9 protein-coding genes are annotated in these 14,447 nt (G+C 74.1%); 5 read left to right on the top strand and 4 right to left on the bottom strand.

What is annotated here, in order from left to right; all coding sequences use genetic code 11:
• The first annotated feature begins 110 nt into the window (after window positions 1-110).
• Together AE652_RS07295 and AE652_RS07290 are read left to right on the top strand one after the other, a co-directional pair.
• On the top strand, window positions 111-5,780 hold the full coding sequence (locus tag AE652_RS07295) for a non-ribosomal peptide synthetase (protein WP_234348266.1): 5,670 nt from the start codon (window positions 111-113) through the stop codon (window positions 5,778-5,780).
• Window positions 5,777-7,255, top strand: coding sequence for a condensation domain-containing protein (locus AE652_RS07290; protein ID WP_049650351.1), 1,479 nt, complete (start codon window positions 5,777-5,779; stop codon window positions 7,253-7,255). Before AE652_RS07295 ends, AE652_RS07290 begins: the two co-directional genes overlap by 4 nt.
• A gap of 71 nt (window positions 7,256-7,326) precedes the next feature.
• On the opposite strand, the gene AE652_RS07285 is transcribed toward AE652_RS07290, so the two are convergent.
• Genes AE652_RS07285 through tgmA form a run of 3 tightly spaced genes read right to left on the bottom strand, consistent with a single transcriptional unit; the run spans window position 7,327 to window position 9,709 of the window.
• Entirely contained in the window at window positions 7,327-8,442 is a 1,116-nt protein-coding gene (locus AE652_RS07285) for a methyltransferase domain-containing protein (protein WP_049650350.1), read from the bottom strand.
• Window positions 8,439-9,434 carry an MvdC/MvdD family ATP grasp protein gene (locus AE652_RS07280; RefSeq protein WP_063780089.1) on the bottom strand — a complete coding sequence of 332 codons (996 nt, stop codon included), beginning with the start codon at window positions 9,432-9,434 and terminating at the stop codon, window positions 8,439-8,441. Before AE652_RS07280 ends, AE652_RS07285 begins: the two co-directional genes overlap by 4 nt.
• Window positions 9,434-9,709 carry a putative ATP-grasp-modified RiPP gene (gene tgmA / locus AE652_RS07275; protein WP_049650348.1) on the bottom strand — a complete coding sequence of 92 codons (276 nt, stop codon included), beginning with the start codon at window positions 9,707-9,709 and terminating at the stop codon, window positions 9,434-9,436. The genes AE652_RS07280 and tgmA overlap by 1 nt, the downstream gene beginning before the upstream one ends.
• Window positions 9,710-10,047: 338 nt before the next feature.
• Between tgmA and AE652_RS07270 the strand changes: the two genes are divergently transcribed.
• Complete coding sequence (locus tag AE652_RS07270) at window positions 10,048-11,286, top strand: helix-turn-helix domain-containing protein (protein WP_234348265.1); 1,239 nt, start codon at window positions 10,048-10,050, stop codon at window positions 11,284-11,286.
• A gap of 357 nt (window positions 11,287-11,643) precedes the next feature.
• Here the strand turns inward: AE652_RS07270 and AE652_RS49155 are convergent, their stop codons facing one another.
• Window positions 11,644-12,897, bottom strand: coding sequence for a hypothetical protein (locus AE652_RS49155; RefSeq protein WP_049650346.1), 1,254 nt, complete (start codon window positions 12,895-12,897; stop codon window positions 11,644-11,646).
• Between the two features lie 269 nt (window positions 12,898-13,166).
• Here AE652_RS49155 and AE652_RS07260 point away from each other — a divergent pair, with 269 nt between their 5' ends.
• Window positions 13,167-13,697, top strand: a complete 531-nt coding sequence (locus tag AE652_RS07260; RefSeq protein ID WP_049650345.1) for a GNAT family N-acetyltransferase — start codon at window positions 13,167-13,169, stop codon at window positions 13,695-13,697.
• The gene (locus tag AE652_RS07255) at window positions 13,694-14,404 is read left to right on the top strand and encodes a phosphotransferase family protein (protein ID WP_234348264.1); all 711 of its coding nucleotides are present in this window, start codon (window positions 13,694-13,696) and stop codon (window positions 14,402-14,404) included. Before AE652_RS07260 ends, AE652_RS07255 begins: the two co-directional genes overlap by 4 nt.
• The last annotated feature ends 43 nt before the right edge of the window (window positions 14,405-14,447 follow it).

Here is a 14,447-nt window from a genome sequence, read left to right as displayed (position 1 = left end):
AGGTCCCGACGCCCGCCGCCGCACCCGCTGCCGTCGCTCCCGCCGCCGTCGCCGAGGCACCCGCCACCGAGAGCCCGGCCCCGGCCGCCCCGCAGGTGCACGGCCCCCGGGTGACGGTCTCCCGCGAGTCCGGCATGGCCGCCGGCGGCCTGACCGACCAGCAGCGCGCCCACGTGGACGAGCTGGTCGCCCGCTTCACCGCCCGCACCACCGCCTCCAAGGCGATCACCCGCCGCCACCGCCGCACCCTGGCGGACAGCCGCGCCGTGGTCGGCTTCCGCTCCGGCACCAAGGAGATGCTCTACCCGCTGGCCGCCCGCCGGGCCCGGGGCTCCCGGCTGGAGGACGTCGACGGCAACCCGTACGTCGACATCACCATGGGCTTCGGCGTCCTGCTCTTCGGCCACGACCCGGAGTTCGTCTCCGAGGCCGTCCGCGAGCACCTGTCCTCGGGCCTGCGGCTGGGCCCGCGCGGCCCGGAGACCGGCGAGGCCGCCGAGCTGCTGGCCGAGCTGACGGGCACCGAGCGGGTCGCCTTCGCCAACTCCGGCACCGAGGCGAACGCCGGGGCGATCCGGCTGGCCCGCGCGCACACCGGCCGGGACAAGATCGTCATGTTCGAGGGCTCCTACCACGGCCACTCCGACCAGACCCTGGGCCGGACGCTGGGCCGCGGCGCCGACCGGGAGACCGTCCCGGTGTCCATCGGCATCCCGGGCAGCGCGGTCGCCGACCTGCTGGTGCTGCGGTACGGCGACCCGGAGAGCCTCAAGGTCATCGAGGAACACGGCGACCGGATCGCCGCCGTCCTGGTCGAGCCGGTGCAGAGCCGCCACCCCGGCCGCCAGCCCGTCGACTTCGTCCGCTCGCTGCGCGAACTGACCACCCGGCTCGGCATCGTGCTGGTCTTCGACCAGATGCTCACCGGCTTCCGCCCGCACCTGCGCGGCGCCGAGGGCTTCTGGGGCGTCACCCCGGACATGTCCACCTACGGCAAGGTGCTGGGCGGCGGCTACCCGATCGGCGCGATCGCCGGACGGGCCGACATCATGGACGGGATCGACGGCGGCCACTGGGACTACGGGGACGACAGCTACCCTCCCAAGGACACCACCTTCTTCGGCGGCACCTACATCCAGCACCCGCTGGCGATGACCGCCGCGGGCGCGGTGCTGCGCCACCTCAAGGCGGCCGGCCCCGGCCTCCAGGAGCGGCTGAACGCCCGCACCGACGAGCTGGCCACCACCCTGAACACCTTCTTCGAGGAGGAGGAGTTCCCGCTGCGGCTGGCCCACTTCGGCTCGCTCTTCCGGTTCGAGCCCCGGGCCGACATGGAGCTGCTCTTCCCGCACCTGCTGACCCGCGGGGTCTACGTGTGGGAGTGGCGCAACTTCTTCCTCTCCACCGCCCACACCGACGGCGACCTGGAGTTCGTGGCCGACGCGGTCCGCGAGTCGCTGCGCGACCTGCGGCGCGGCGGCTTCTTCCCGGCCTCGCCCGGCGTCCGCCTGCCGGCCCCGCGGCCGGCCGCCGAACTCCCGGCGCCCACCGCGACCGTGCCCGCCGAGACCGTGGGCGGCGCCCCCACCCCGGCCCTCCCGTACGAGCCGGTCAGCGACCCGCAGCGGCCGGTGGACTTCAGCCTCTACTTCTTCGGCGACTACCCGCTGGACTCCCCGGACGACGAGAAGTACCGCATCGTCCTGGAGAGCGCCCGCTTCGCCGACCGGCACGACTTCCACTCCGTCTGGCTGCCGGAGCGCCACTTCCACTCCTTCGGCGGCATCTTCCCCAACCCGTCGGTGCTGGCCGCCGCCCTGGCCCGGGAGACCAGCCGGATCCGGCTGAACGCGGGCTGCGCCGTGCTGCCGCTGCACCACCCGGTGCGGGTGGCCGAGGAGTGGTCGGTGGTCGACAACCTGTCCGGCGGCCGGGTCGGCCTGGGCTGCGCGAGCGGCTGGCACCCCAACGACTTCCTGTTCTTCCCCGAGCGCTACGGCAGCCACAAGGAGCTGATGCACCGGCAGATCGACACCGTCCGGGCGCTGTGGCGCGGCGAGCCGTACCAGGGCCGCAACGGCAACGGTGAGCCGATCGAGGTGACCCTCCACCCGCGCCCGCTGCAGGACCTGCCGCCGATGTTCACCGCGATCGTCGGCAACCCGGACAGCTTCCGCGAGGCGGCCCGGCACGACCTCGGCGTCATCACCAACCTGATGACCCAGGACGTCGCCCAGCTGGCCGAGAACATCGCGGTCTACCGGCGCACCCGCGCCGAGCACGGCCTCGACCCCGAGGCCGGCCGGGTGGTCGTGCTGGTGCACACCTACCTGGGCACCGACCTGGCCACCGCGCGTGAGCAGGCCTACCGGCCGTTCTGCCACTACCTGCGCTCCTCGCTCTCGCTGTTCGGGCAGATGGCCAACAGCCTGGGCCTGACCCTGGACTTCGCGAACGCCCGCGAGGAGGACCTGGAGTACGTGCTGGAGCGCGCGTACGAGCGGTACTGCGCCTCCCGCGCGCTGATCGGCACGCCGGAGAGCGTCCAGGGGGTGCTGTCCGAGCTGCGGGCGGCCGGCGCCGACGAGATCGCCGCCTTCGTGGACTTCGGGCTCTCCCCCGAGCTGGTGGCGACCGGGCTGCCGCAGCTCGACGTCCTGCGCCGGGACACCCTGCGCGGCGCCCAACTGTCGTACGCCCAGCAGCGGATGTGGTTCCTGCACCGGATGCTGCCCGACGGCGGCCAGTACAACGAGGTCAAGGCGATCGCCCTGGACGGCCCGCTCGACCCCCAGGCGCTGGACACCGCGCTGCGCCGGCTGGTCGAACGCCACGTGGCGCTGCGCACCGTCTTCCGGGAGCAGGACGGCGAACCGTTCCAGCAGGTGCTGGCGCCGCCCGCCGGCCCGGTCCTTCAGCGGATCACGGCCGACCCGGCCGCCGAGGACGCCGTCGCCGACCTGGTCGCCGCCGAGGGCGCGCACCGCTTCGACCTGGCCGAGGGCCCGCTGTTCCGGGCCCTGCTGCTGGAGCAGGCGGCCGAGCGGCACGTGCTGGTCCTGTCGATGCACCACATCGTGATCGACACCCTGTCCACCGTGGTGATCACCCGCGAGCTGGGCGAGCTGTACCTGGCCGCCCAGGAGGGCCGGGCCGCCCACCTGCCGGTGCTGACCACCGGCCCGGCGGCCGAGGCCGCCCGGGAGCGGGCCCGGGTCGCCGAGGGCGAGTACGACGAGAGCCTGGCCCACTGGCGCAAGGTGTTCGGCGGCGGCGACCTGCCGGTGCTGGCCCTGCCCACCGACCGGCCGCGCCCCGCGGTGCCGGACGGTCGCGGCCGCTCCTTCGTCCACCACCTGCCCGCCGAACTCTCAGACGGCCTGCGGGAGTTGGCCCGGTCCAAGCGCTCGACCCTGTTCATGGTGCTGCTGACCGGCTTCGCCGGCGTCCTGCAGCGCTACGCCGGCCAGGACGAGATCGTGCTGGGCACCCCGGTGGCCAACCGGGCCGAGGGCACCGAGGACCTGGTCGGGTTCTTCGTCAACACGCTGGCGCTGCGCCTGGACCTGTCCGGCGAGCCGGCCTTCGCCGAGGCGCTGGGCCGGGTCCGGTCCACCGCGCTGGACGCCTACGAACACCAGCAGCTGCCCTTCGAGGTGCTGGTGCAGGAGCTGAACCCGCAGCGCGACACCAGCCGCAACCCGCTGTTCCAGGTCATGGTCGAGTTCGAGAACCACATGGTCTTCGAGCTGGACCTGCCCGGGGTGACGGCCCGTCCGCTGGACCACGTCGCCGACCGCGCCGCCTTCGACCTGACGCTCTTCCTGACCAGCCTGCCCGACGGCATCCGCTGCCACGTGGAGTACGCCGACACCCTGTTCGACCGGGCCACCGTCGACCGGCTGCTCGGCGCCTTCGAGCGGCTGCTCACGGCCGCGGTCGCCGACCCGGAGCGCCCGCTCGCCGAACTGGCCGTGGCGCCCGCCGACACCGCCCTGGAGTGCGGGCCGGCCGCCGTCCAGGACCCCGAGCACCCGCTGGCCACCATCGCCGCGACCGCGGCCGAGCGGCCCGAACAGACCGCGGTGGTCGCCGCCGACGGCAGCGAGACGGACTACCGGACGCTGCTGGCCCGCTCCGAGGACCTGGCCGGCCGGCTGCTCGCGGCCGGCGTCCGCGAGGGCAGCCGGGTGGGCGTGCTGCTCCCCCGCTCGGTGGACCTGGTGGCCGGGCTGCTCGCCATCCTGCGCCTTGGCGCCGTCCACGTCCCGGTCGACGTCCTCCAGGGCCCCGAGCGCTGCCGGCTGATCGTCCAGGACAGCGCGCCGGTCGTCCTGCTCACCACCACGGACGACGCCCCGAAGGAGCTCGGCCTGACCGTGCCGACGGTGCTCACCGGCACCGCCCCGGCCGACGCCGACCCCGCCGCGCTGCCCCCGCTGCCCGCCCCCTCGGCGCAGGCGCCCGCGTACCTGCTGTACACCTCCGGGTCCACCGGCCGCCCCAAGGGCGTGCTGATGCACTCGCTGGCCCTGGCCCACTTCGTGGCCTGGAACGTCGCCGACCACCCCGCGGCCCGCACCCTCCAGTACGCCTCCTGCGGGTTCGACGTCAGCGTCCAGGAGATCCTCACCACGCTGGCCGGCGGCGGCACCCTGCTGCTGATCGAGGAGGAGACCCGCTACGACGTGACGGCGCTGGCCGCCGTCGTCCGGGCCACCCGGGCCGAACGGGTCCACCTGCCGTACACCCCGCTGGCCGCACTGGCCGACGCGCTCGGCGAGGAGCCGGTGCCGCACCTGCGGGAGCTGATCTCGGGCGGCGAGCAGGTGCTGCTCACCCCCGGGCTGCGGGCCTTCCTGGGCCGCAACCCCGGCTGCCGGCTGGTCAACCACTACGGCCCCACCGAGACCCACGCGCTGACGGCCGGTGAGATCGAACCGGACGGCCCGGAGTACGCGTCGATCGGCCGCCCGACCCCGGGCAGCCGGATCGTGCTGCTCGACGCCTCCGGACGCCGGGTGCCGCCCGGCGCGGTCGGCGAGATCCACGCCCTCGGCGTCCAGGTCGGCATCGGCTACATCGGCCGCGACGAGGAGAGCGCCGCCGTCTTCACCGACACCCCCGACGGCCGGAGCTACCGCACCGGCGACCTCGGCCGCTGGCGCCCGGACGGCCACCTGGAGTACCTCGGCCGGGCCGACCGCCAGGTCAAGGTGCGCGGCTACCGGGTCGAGCCGGGCGAGATCGAGACCGTGCTGCTGGGCCTGCCCGGCGTGCACGCCGCCGCCGTGACGGCACGCCGTACCCCGGCGGGCACCGTGCTCGCCGGGTACGTCGGATGCGCGGCCGCCGACCTGCCCGGGATCGCCGACCGCCTGGCCGACCTGCTGCCCGACTACATGGTCCCGAGCCTCTGGGCCACCGTCGACACCCTGCCGTTCACCCCGCACGGCAAGCTGGACACCGCCGCCCTGCCCGAGCCGCGCCCGCTCGGCGCGGACGAGCCGCAGGCCGCCCCGGCCACCGGGCTGGAGCGCACCCTGCAACAGCTCTGGGAGGAGGAGCTCGGCCGCCCCGCCGGGGTGGAGACCTCCTTCTTCGACCTCGGCGGGCACTCCCTGGCCGCCACCCGGCTGCTGAACCGGGTCCGCGAGGAGACCGGCGTGCGGATCGGCGTGCTGGACTTCTTCCGCCGCCCGACCATCCGCGCGATGGCCGCCCACCAGCCCGCCGCCGAGCAGGCCCCGGCCCCGGCCTTCGAGGAGGGCACCCTGTGAGCACGACGGAGGAGACGGAAGAAGGGTGGGCGCGGCTCCTCAAGCTGCTCGACGAGCGCGAGATCGTGCTGCGCACCACCGGTGAGAAGCTCGGCTACCTGGCCCCCGCGGGGGCGATGGACGAGGAGGTCACCGGCCTCGTCCGGGCCCACCGCGACCGGCTGCTGACCACCTTGACCGGCGACGGGGCGGCGCTGTCCGCCGCCCCCGCCGGGGTGACCCAGTGGCGGCTGCGCAAGGCCCACCGCGCGGCGGCCGATCCGGCGGTGTGGAACATCACCCACCGGATCACCCTGCGCGGGCCGCTGGAGCCCGAGCGGCTGGCCGCCGCGCTGACGGCGGTGACCGAGCGGCACGAGAGCCTGCGGACCCGGTTCCTGGAGACCGAGCTCGGGGGGCTCCAGCAGGTGCTGCCGAACACCCCGCTGGACGTCCCGGTCGACGACCTGCGCGGGCTCGCACCCGCCGAACGGGACGCGGCCCTCGCCGCGGCCCTGGAGGCCGAGGTCGCCCGCCCCTTCGACCTGACCGCGCCCCCGCTGCTGCGCGCCCGGCTGCTGCGCCCGGCGGCGGAGGAGTGGGTGCTGCTGCTGACCATCCACCACATCGCGGTGGACGGCTGGTCGCTGGCCACCGTGCTGGCCGACCTGAGCGCGCTCTACCGTACGGGCGGGCCGCTGCCCGGGGAGGCCGGCCGGATGACCGACCACGCCTGCTGGGAGCGGACGGTGGTCAACCGGGCCTCCATGGCGGCGGCCGCCGACCACTGGGCCGAGGTCCTCGGCGGCGCCTCGCTCGCGGCGGACCTGCCCACCGACCGGCCGCGTCCCGAACAGCGCTCCGGGCTCGGCGAGACGGCCGAGTTCCGGGTCCCGGCGGCGGTGGCCGAGGCGGTCGGGCGCTACGCCGCCGCCCGGTCCACCACCGCCTCGGCCGTCGTCGTCGCCGCGTTCGCCCGGCTGCTCGGCTCGCTCAGCGGCGCGTCGGAGACGCTGATCCTGCTCTCCAACGCCAACCGCAGGCGGCCGGCCGACGAACGGGTGGTCGGCCTGCTCACCAGCAGCATGCCGATCCTGGTGCCCACCCGGAGCGAGAGCGGCTTCGGGGCCCTGGTGGACCACGCCGCCGAGGCGATCGCCTCCGCCCTCGACCACTCCCTGATGCCGTTCGGCCTGCTGGTCGAACCGCTGCGGGAGCGCGGTGTCCCCATGCCCGTCGGCTACCCGCAGGTCGTGCTCGCCGTCCAGAGCACCCCGCCGATCGGCCTCGACCTCCCCGGCCTGACCGCCGAGATCGAGGACATCCCCGGCCACTCCGCCCGCGCCGACTGCGCGTTCTCGCTCACCCCGGACACCGACGGCTACCTCGGGCAGGTCGAGTACGACGCCGACCTGTTCGACCCGGGCACCGTCCAGGGCTGGCTGGACATCCTGGTCGAGGACCTGGCCCGGCAGTTGGAGGTCCCGCTCGGGTGACCGGACGGGCCCGGAGGCCCCGGTGGGCGGCGTACCGCCCACCGGGGCCTCCGGGCATTCGGGGACGCCAGTCAGCACCCCGGGTTCAGCGGCCAGTACGGTCCGTCGGGCCGGTCGAGCCACACCCGCTGCCCGCTGCTGGTGATGCTGAACCCGTAACGCTCGCGGGCCGGGCGGCCGTTCGCGGCGTACAGGCGGTGGGCTGCTTCGAGCTCGGACCACAGGAGGCGCGGCCCGGTCTCGGCCACGGAGCCGTCGGGCCGCAGCTCTGCGATCGATCCCGCGCCGTCCCACAGGCAGGCGCCGACCGGCCGACCGTCGTTCAGGTCGTAGTTCCATCCGAGCGGGCCGAGGGCGATGCTCACCAGGAACCGGAAGTGCTCGTCCACGACGACGTCGGGGCCGAGTTCCGACGGGCGTGCGCCGACAGTGGGCAGGGCCGGGCGGCGGATGACGCCGCGGCCCCCGACCGTGCGCAACGGAATGAAGTAGGCGCCGGTCGGCAGGAACCGGCCGCCGGCCTCGGTGGTACCCGTCTTCTTCGCGCGGACGACGCCCGCGCCGAGCGGAGCGACGATCACACCGCACCCCGCGAGCGCCTGCAGCCACGTCGTCGGAATGTGGTCGAGCCCGCAGGTGGCGATGATCGCGCCGAACGGGCCACCCGCACCGGTGAGGGTGGCCCCGTCGGCGGTGACCACGGTCGGCCGATAGGGCGTCGAGTCGAGCCGGCGCCGGGCCTCGGCCGTCACGTCCGGGTCGACGTCGACGGTCACGACCCGATCGGAGCCGTAGCGGTGGGCGAGCAGTGCGGCGTTGTAACCGGTGCCGGTACCGATCTCCTTCACCGGGCCGTCGACATCGTCGCCGAGCGCCTGCAGCATCGCGGCCATCAGCGACGGTTGTGTGGACGACGACGCGGCGTTCCCGCCGATCAGGTGGGTGACGAGGGGCCGGTTCGCGTAGACGGCCCGCAGCCACCCGGCGGCGTGGTCGGGGTCGTCGCCGGCAATCCGCTGCTGCCGGCCGTCGGGGCCCTGCCGGTAGAAGTACGGCACGAACAAGTGGCGGGGGACGTCGCGGAACGCGCGCTGCCACGCGGGGTCGGCCAGGGAGCCGTCGGCGGTGAGCGCGTCGACCAGTGCGGCACGCAGGGCGTCGGCAGTCGGCTCGGCGGTGGTGGTCACAAGGTGCCCTTCTGGAGCAGGTCGGCCAAGGCGGTGGTGATGGCATCGCGGGTGCAGTCGATCCACGCCCACTGCCCACCCGGATTCACGTCGACCAGCCAGTGCGTTCCGACCTGGTCCACGATCAGGTCGACGGCGGCATAGACGAGTCCGAGGCGCCACAGCATGTCCAGGATGCCCGTCCGGATGGGCGCGGGGAGGCAGATCGGGGAGTATGCGAGGCGCTTGGAGTCGGTGCGCCAGTCGAGCCGCCCGGGGCCGTCCGGGGCGTCGATCCTGACGGGGAACAGTCGGCCGGCCACGCAGGTCACGCGGACTTCGTAGGCCTTGTCGGTGATCTCCTGCTGGTACAGGTGCGCGGTGAGGGCCACCCGCGGGTCGTCCCACCGGTCGGCGGGAACGCGGGTGGTGTAGATCTGCCCGCGCTGCCCGTTCTCGGTGTGGACGATCCCGCCGAGCACCTTCGTGACGATCCTGCCCCGGCACCGGTCCGCGAAGTCCCGCACCGCGGCGGGGTCGTTGGTCACCAAGGTCGCCGGGACCTGCAGGCCGGACTCCGCGGCGGCGGTGAGCTGTGCGGGCTTCGTACAGTCGGCGTTGCGCTCGGGACGGTTGACCCACAACACCTGCGGCAGGGAGCCGAGGACGCCGGCGAACCCGCGCTTCGCCTGCCCTGCGGCGAACCGCTGTTCCGGGCCGGACATGCTGTCGGGAAATCGGAACGTGGTGGGCTTGCGCCACCACACGGAGGTGAGCTCGGACAGGTCGATCCCTCGCAGGGGCCCGACGACGGTGCCGCCCCACGCACCGTCGGGCCCCAGCTCGGCACGCATGGTGATGCGCTGCGGGAAGTCCGCCACATCGGTGCGCCAGAACGGAACGCCTCGGGCGTTGAGCTCACGCAGGACGTAGTCGGCGGTGGGGTCGAGATCCTGGGTGATGACGAGCACGCGGGGCGGGACGCCCCGCGTACTCCCAGTGCCGTGGGTCATCAGTCGTCGTTCTGGTCGAAGTCGACGCTGATCACGGTCTGGCCGTCGCTCTCGGTCTGGCACCCCGACCCTTCCATGGTCGGCATGTCCAGGGCCACGCGGCCGTCGATCAGGGACAGCTGCGTGTGCGGGTCGACGGTGACGGGGGGCAGCGGCATGACGGTCACGGGGTTGGTGACGGCGTCGAGCCCGAACGGTCGGGTGGCGAGCGGGCCGGACGGCTCGGTGTCGATGCCCATGCTCAGGGTGGGCAGTCGGTCGGTCAGGACGGACATGGTGGCGCTCCCTCGTTCTCGTTCGGACCGGTCCTCCCAGGGGGCGAGGATCGGTGGTGGTGCCGACGGCCGCACACGGGACGCCAGTCCGTGGACCGGGCTCCCCTCCCTGCGGACAACACCCGCACCACTCTGAGTGACGCAACGAAATCGTACGGTGACGACTCCTGGGTGAGGGGGACACCCTGTCCCCCTCACCCACCGTGTACCGGCGTTCACCCGCAGCGGAGCCTGGTGCCCCAACTGCCCGCCGCCCTACCGTGGAACGGCTGTCGCCACCGGCTGTTCGTCCGGTTGAGGCACTTTCCCGGTGGCGGCGCCCAGCCGAGGAGATGCACATGTCCGATCTGCCCGAGGAACTCACCCCCGGTGAGCGCATCCGCATCATGCGCGAGCGTCGCGGGATGACGCGCCCCGTGCTCGCCGGCCTGGTCGGCCGCAGCACTGATTGGCTCAAGAAGATCGAGAGCGGAGAACGCGCGATCAGCAGTCACGCGATACTGCTCAAACTTGCGTTCGCACTCGACGTGACCGATCTGTCAGTGCTGACCGGACCGGCCGGAGCCGCGCAGCCGGTCAGCACCGGCCGACTGTTCCACCCCGCGTCGACAGCCATCTGGTCGACCCTCCTCGAACGCGGAACCCGGCCGCCGGCACCGGTCCCGGCGGGGATGACCTCCGCGACCTACGCCGCCGATGTCGACGCCGGGTGGCGCCTGTGGCACCAGGCGGCGAACAACCGGACCGCCGTCGGGAACATCGCCCCGGACCTGATCCGGCACGGGGAGTCGCTGGCCCGCTCGGCCGGCGGCGACGACCGCCGCACCGCACTGGTGGGGCTCGCCTCGGCGTACCGGCTCGCGCAGCAGGTGATTGCGTACATCGGCCCGGCAGAGGCCGTGTGGATGCTCGGCGATCGTGCCATGGCAGCCGCCGCCGACGCCGACGACCCGGCCGCCATGGGCGCCGCCGCATGGAACCTCGCGAACACCATGCGCGCCGTCGGTGAGCACGAAGGCGCCATGCTGATGGTGACCACGGCAGCCGACCGGCTGCGCCCGCACCTCGCCGACGGACCGCAGCACTGGCGGGGCCTGTACGGGGCGCTGCACCTGCACGCGGCGATCACCGAGGCGCGGGACGGCCGGGACGGGATGGCGTGGAACCATTGGGACACGGCCGACAAGGTCGCGAAGTCACTGCCGGCCGGGTACACCGAGCTGTCGACGGTGTTCGGGCGGGCGAACGTCGACCTTCACGCGGTCAGCATCTCCACCGAGCTGCGGAGCTCAGGCAAGGCACTGTCGCTGGCGGACGAGATCGACCCTGACTCGATCCCGTCGACGGAGCGCCGAACCAGGCTGTGGGTGGATGCGGCCCGGTCGCACATGCATCGGGGCGACCGGACCGCCGCGCTGCACGTGATGGGGATCGCGCTGCGGATCAGCCCGGAGACGGTCCGGTTCACACCCCAGGCTCGTTCGGTCGCGGCCGAGTTGTGGCGGAAGTCGCCGCGCGCGATGCGAGCGGAGACCTTGGAGCTCGCCGAGGCGGTGGGGATCACGACCGGCGTGTGACCCGAGGCGCAGCCCCAACCCCGGAAGGTGACAACCGACCCCATCGCGCAGGGAGATCAGATAGCCAACTGGAAGAGATCTGGAACTTCCGGTTCGACGAGCAGACTTGAGCAAGGAGATCCAGTCGCGATGATCGAGGCGAACACGCGACGAGGCCACAGGCGTCGGACCGGCGGCGAGCCGGTCGCGCGCACCGGGGCGCCGGATGAGGCCGTCGCCCTCCCAGAGGGCCTCGGCCCGACGATCTGAGGCGACGGACGCGGAGGACCGCTATCAGCACAACGGGCTTCCGCTGCACGGGAAGTCGGACCGGCCGACTTCCCATGCAGCGGGTGGGCTCCGTGGGCCACGCCGGCGTCAGGAGCGCCGGCGGCCGTTCCGGCGGGCGAGACGGAACACGGCGATACCGACGCCCACGCAGAGCAGGGCGCTCATCAGCAGGGCCGGTGTGCTGCTCCCGGTCTCGGGGAGCTGGCCCCCACCGTGGCCGGGCGCCGGACCGGGCGAGTGGTGGTGGCTCGGGCCGCCCGTGGGCGACGGGCCGTGGGACGCCGTGTGGCTCGGGCCGGTCGTCGGGGACGCCGAGTGGGTGGGAGAAGCCGTCGGGGACGGCGAGTGGGTGGGAGAGGCGGTCGGGGACGGCGAGGAGGACGGGGACGGCGAGGGGGAGGGTGAGGAGGACGGGGACGGGGACGGCGAGGGGGAGGCGCAGGCGACCTCCTCGATCACGACCTCCCCGTTGCCGCTGCGCGCTCCGGTGGTGAAGGTCGCGGCGGCCGGGCCGAGGCTGGAGCCGCCGCCTCCCCCACCGCCGTCGAGCGTGGTCGCCGTGGAGGAGCCGCCGGCGCCGCCCCCGTGGGCCCCGCCACCGCCTCCGCCGCCGGCGCCCATGTGGGGGTCGCCGATGTTGACGGCCGCGTCGCCGCCCTTGGTGCCGGTGGCGCTGCCGCCCGCGAAGCCGTCGTGGTCGAACTCGGTGGTGGCGGTTCCACCCGCGCCACCCGCTCCCCCGTTTCCGCCGGACTTGCCGCCCTTGCCCGCCGCGCTCTGCCCGGTGTCGGCCCCGTCGGTTCCGGCCTGCCCGCCGGCGCCGCCGGACGCGGTTCCGTCGTTGGTGAAACTGCCGGCACCTCCGCCGCCGCCACCCGCGATGATCAGCGCGCTGCCACCCGTCGTCACGGTGGTGGCGCCTCCGCCGCCGGCACCGATGGCGCCGTTGCCGGGCCGGTGCTCCGTGTTGAAGGAGCCGCCCTGGCCGCCGCCGCCGTACCCGCCGTAGGCCAGGCTGCCGGGGACGGAGAGGTCTCCTCCGCTGCCCGCCTGCCCCACGTCGACGGTCAGCACCTGACCGCTCGTGACCTGGACCGTGGCTCGGACCTGACCGCCCTTCCCGCCGGGCGACCCGTAGACGGCGTTCCCTCCCGCACCGCCGGAGGCCCGCACCACCAGCTCGCAGATCCCTTCGGGGACCACGTACTGCTCGGGCGCGCCCTTGTAGTCGAACGTGTGGATTCCGGGGGCCGCAGACGCCTGGTGCGGGGCGCAGACGAGAAGGGCCGCCAGGGCGGCCGAGGCGGCGATTCCACCGGTTCCGTAGTGGATGTTTCTCATACAAACCTTGTAATCGAGCCGCGTTCCTCCCGAGGGGCAACACACGGCGCCGTCCGGGTGAACCATGCGGGGCGCGAGCACGCCACCGTCGAGTGGGAATCATCAACCCGCCCCGATAGCACGGGGGTTGGCGGCCCCCGTCGCTCGGGCCACCTGACCGGCCGTCGGCCCGGCGCCGCGACCCCGGAGGGGGTTTCCGGCCCCGGAAAGCCGGTCGGCACCGGAAAACCCGTTGGATGCGACAGTCCCGCCGATGGTAAACATGTGACATGTTACAAGGCACCCTCATCACCCTCCGGGCCCGTCACGACGCCGACCTCCCGGTCCTCCTGGCCGAGTTGTACGACGACGTGGCGACCCGCGCCCGGGCCGACACCCGGCCCTGGCGGCCCATCCCGCCCGGCTCGGCGGACTCCCCGTACGTCGTTCCCGGGCCGTCCGACGAGGCCGCCTGCTTCTCCGTGGTCGAGACGGCCTCCGGGGAGCTGGCCGGCGAGGCCCTGCTGTGGGGCATCGACGCCCACAACCGCAGCGCCCACCTGGGCCTCGCCCTGCTGCCGGGCCACCGGGGGCGCGGCCTCGCCCCGGACGTCCTGCGGGTGCTCTGCCACTACGCCTTCCCGGTGCTCGGCCTGCGCCGTCTCCAGCTGGAGACCCTGGCGGACAACACCCCGATGCTCCGGGCCGCCGCCACGGCCGGCTTCACCGTCGAGGGGCGGCTGCGCCAAGCCGCCTGGGCGTACGGGGAGTTCGTGGACCAGCTGGTGCTCGGGCTACTGGCCGAGGAGTGGCAGGGGTGAGCGACGGCCCGTCCGGGCTGCGGCCCCTCCCCCACGGCTACACCAACCGCACCGCGGGTGACGGCACGGTCGTCGTGAAACGGTACGAGGGGCCGGACGCCGAGGAGCGGCGCCGGCGCGAGCACCGGCTGCTGTCCCTGCTGCACGGGCTGCTGCCGGTTCCCCCGGTGCTCGGCACCAAGCCGGGCGCCATCACGCTCGGCCACCTTCCCGGAGTGCCCGCGCAGGACCTGCTGGACGCCGGGCACGGCGCGCAGGTCCTGGCCGCCTGCGGGCGGGTGCTGCGACGGCTCCAGGCTGTCGACCCCGGCGTGGCCGGCGACGGTCCGGCGCCCCCGGGTTCGGTGCTGGCGCACGGGGACTTCGGGCCCAACAACCTGCTGCTGGACCCGGCGACCTTCGCCGTCACCGGCCTGCTGGACTGGGAGTTCGCCCATCTCGGCGAGCCGGTGGAGGACCTGGCCTGGTGCGAGTGGATCGTCCGCATGCACCACCCGGCCCGGGCGGGCGCCCTGCACCACCTCTTCGACGCGTACGGGCAGCCGGTGCCGCCCTGGCCGCGGCGCCGGGCCGCCATGCTCGCTCGGTGCGCCCGGCTGGAGGAGTTCTGCCGCCGGGGCGACCCGGGCGGGCCGGGGGTACGGCAGTGGCAGGAGCGCGGGCGCCTGACGGCGGGCTGGCCGGAGCAGCCGGGGCCGCCCTCCTGACCCAGGCGGGGCGGGCGCTCCGGGCGCGCGCACAGCGGGTCGT

The organism is Kitasatospora sp. MY 5-36, assembly GCF_001182915.1.
Lineage (GTDB): Bacteria > Actinomycetota > Actinomycetes > Streptomycetales > Streptomycetaceae > Kitasatospora.
The sequence above is the reverse complement of the archived record's forward strand: the minus strand, read 5'-3'. Positions and strand labels throughout refer to the sequence as shown.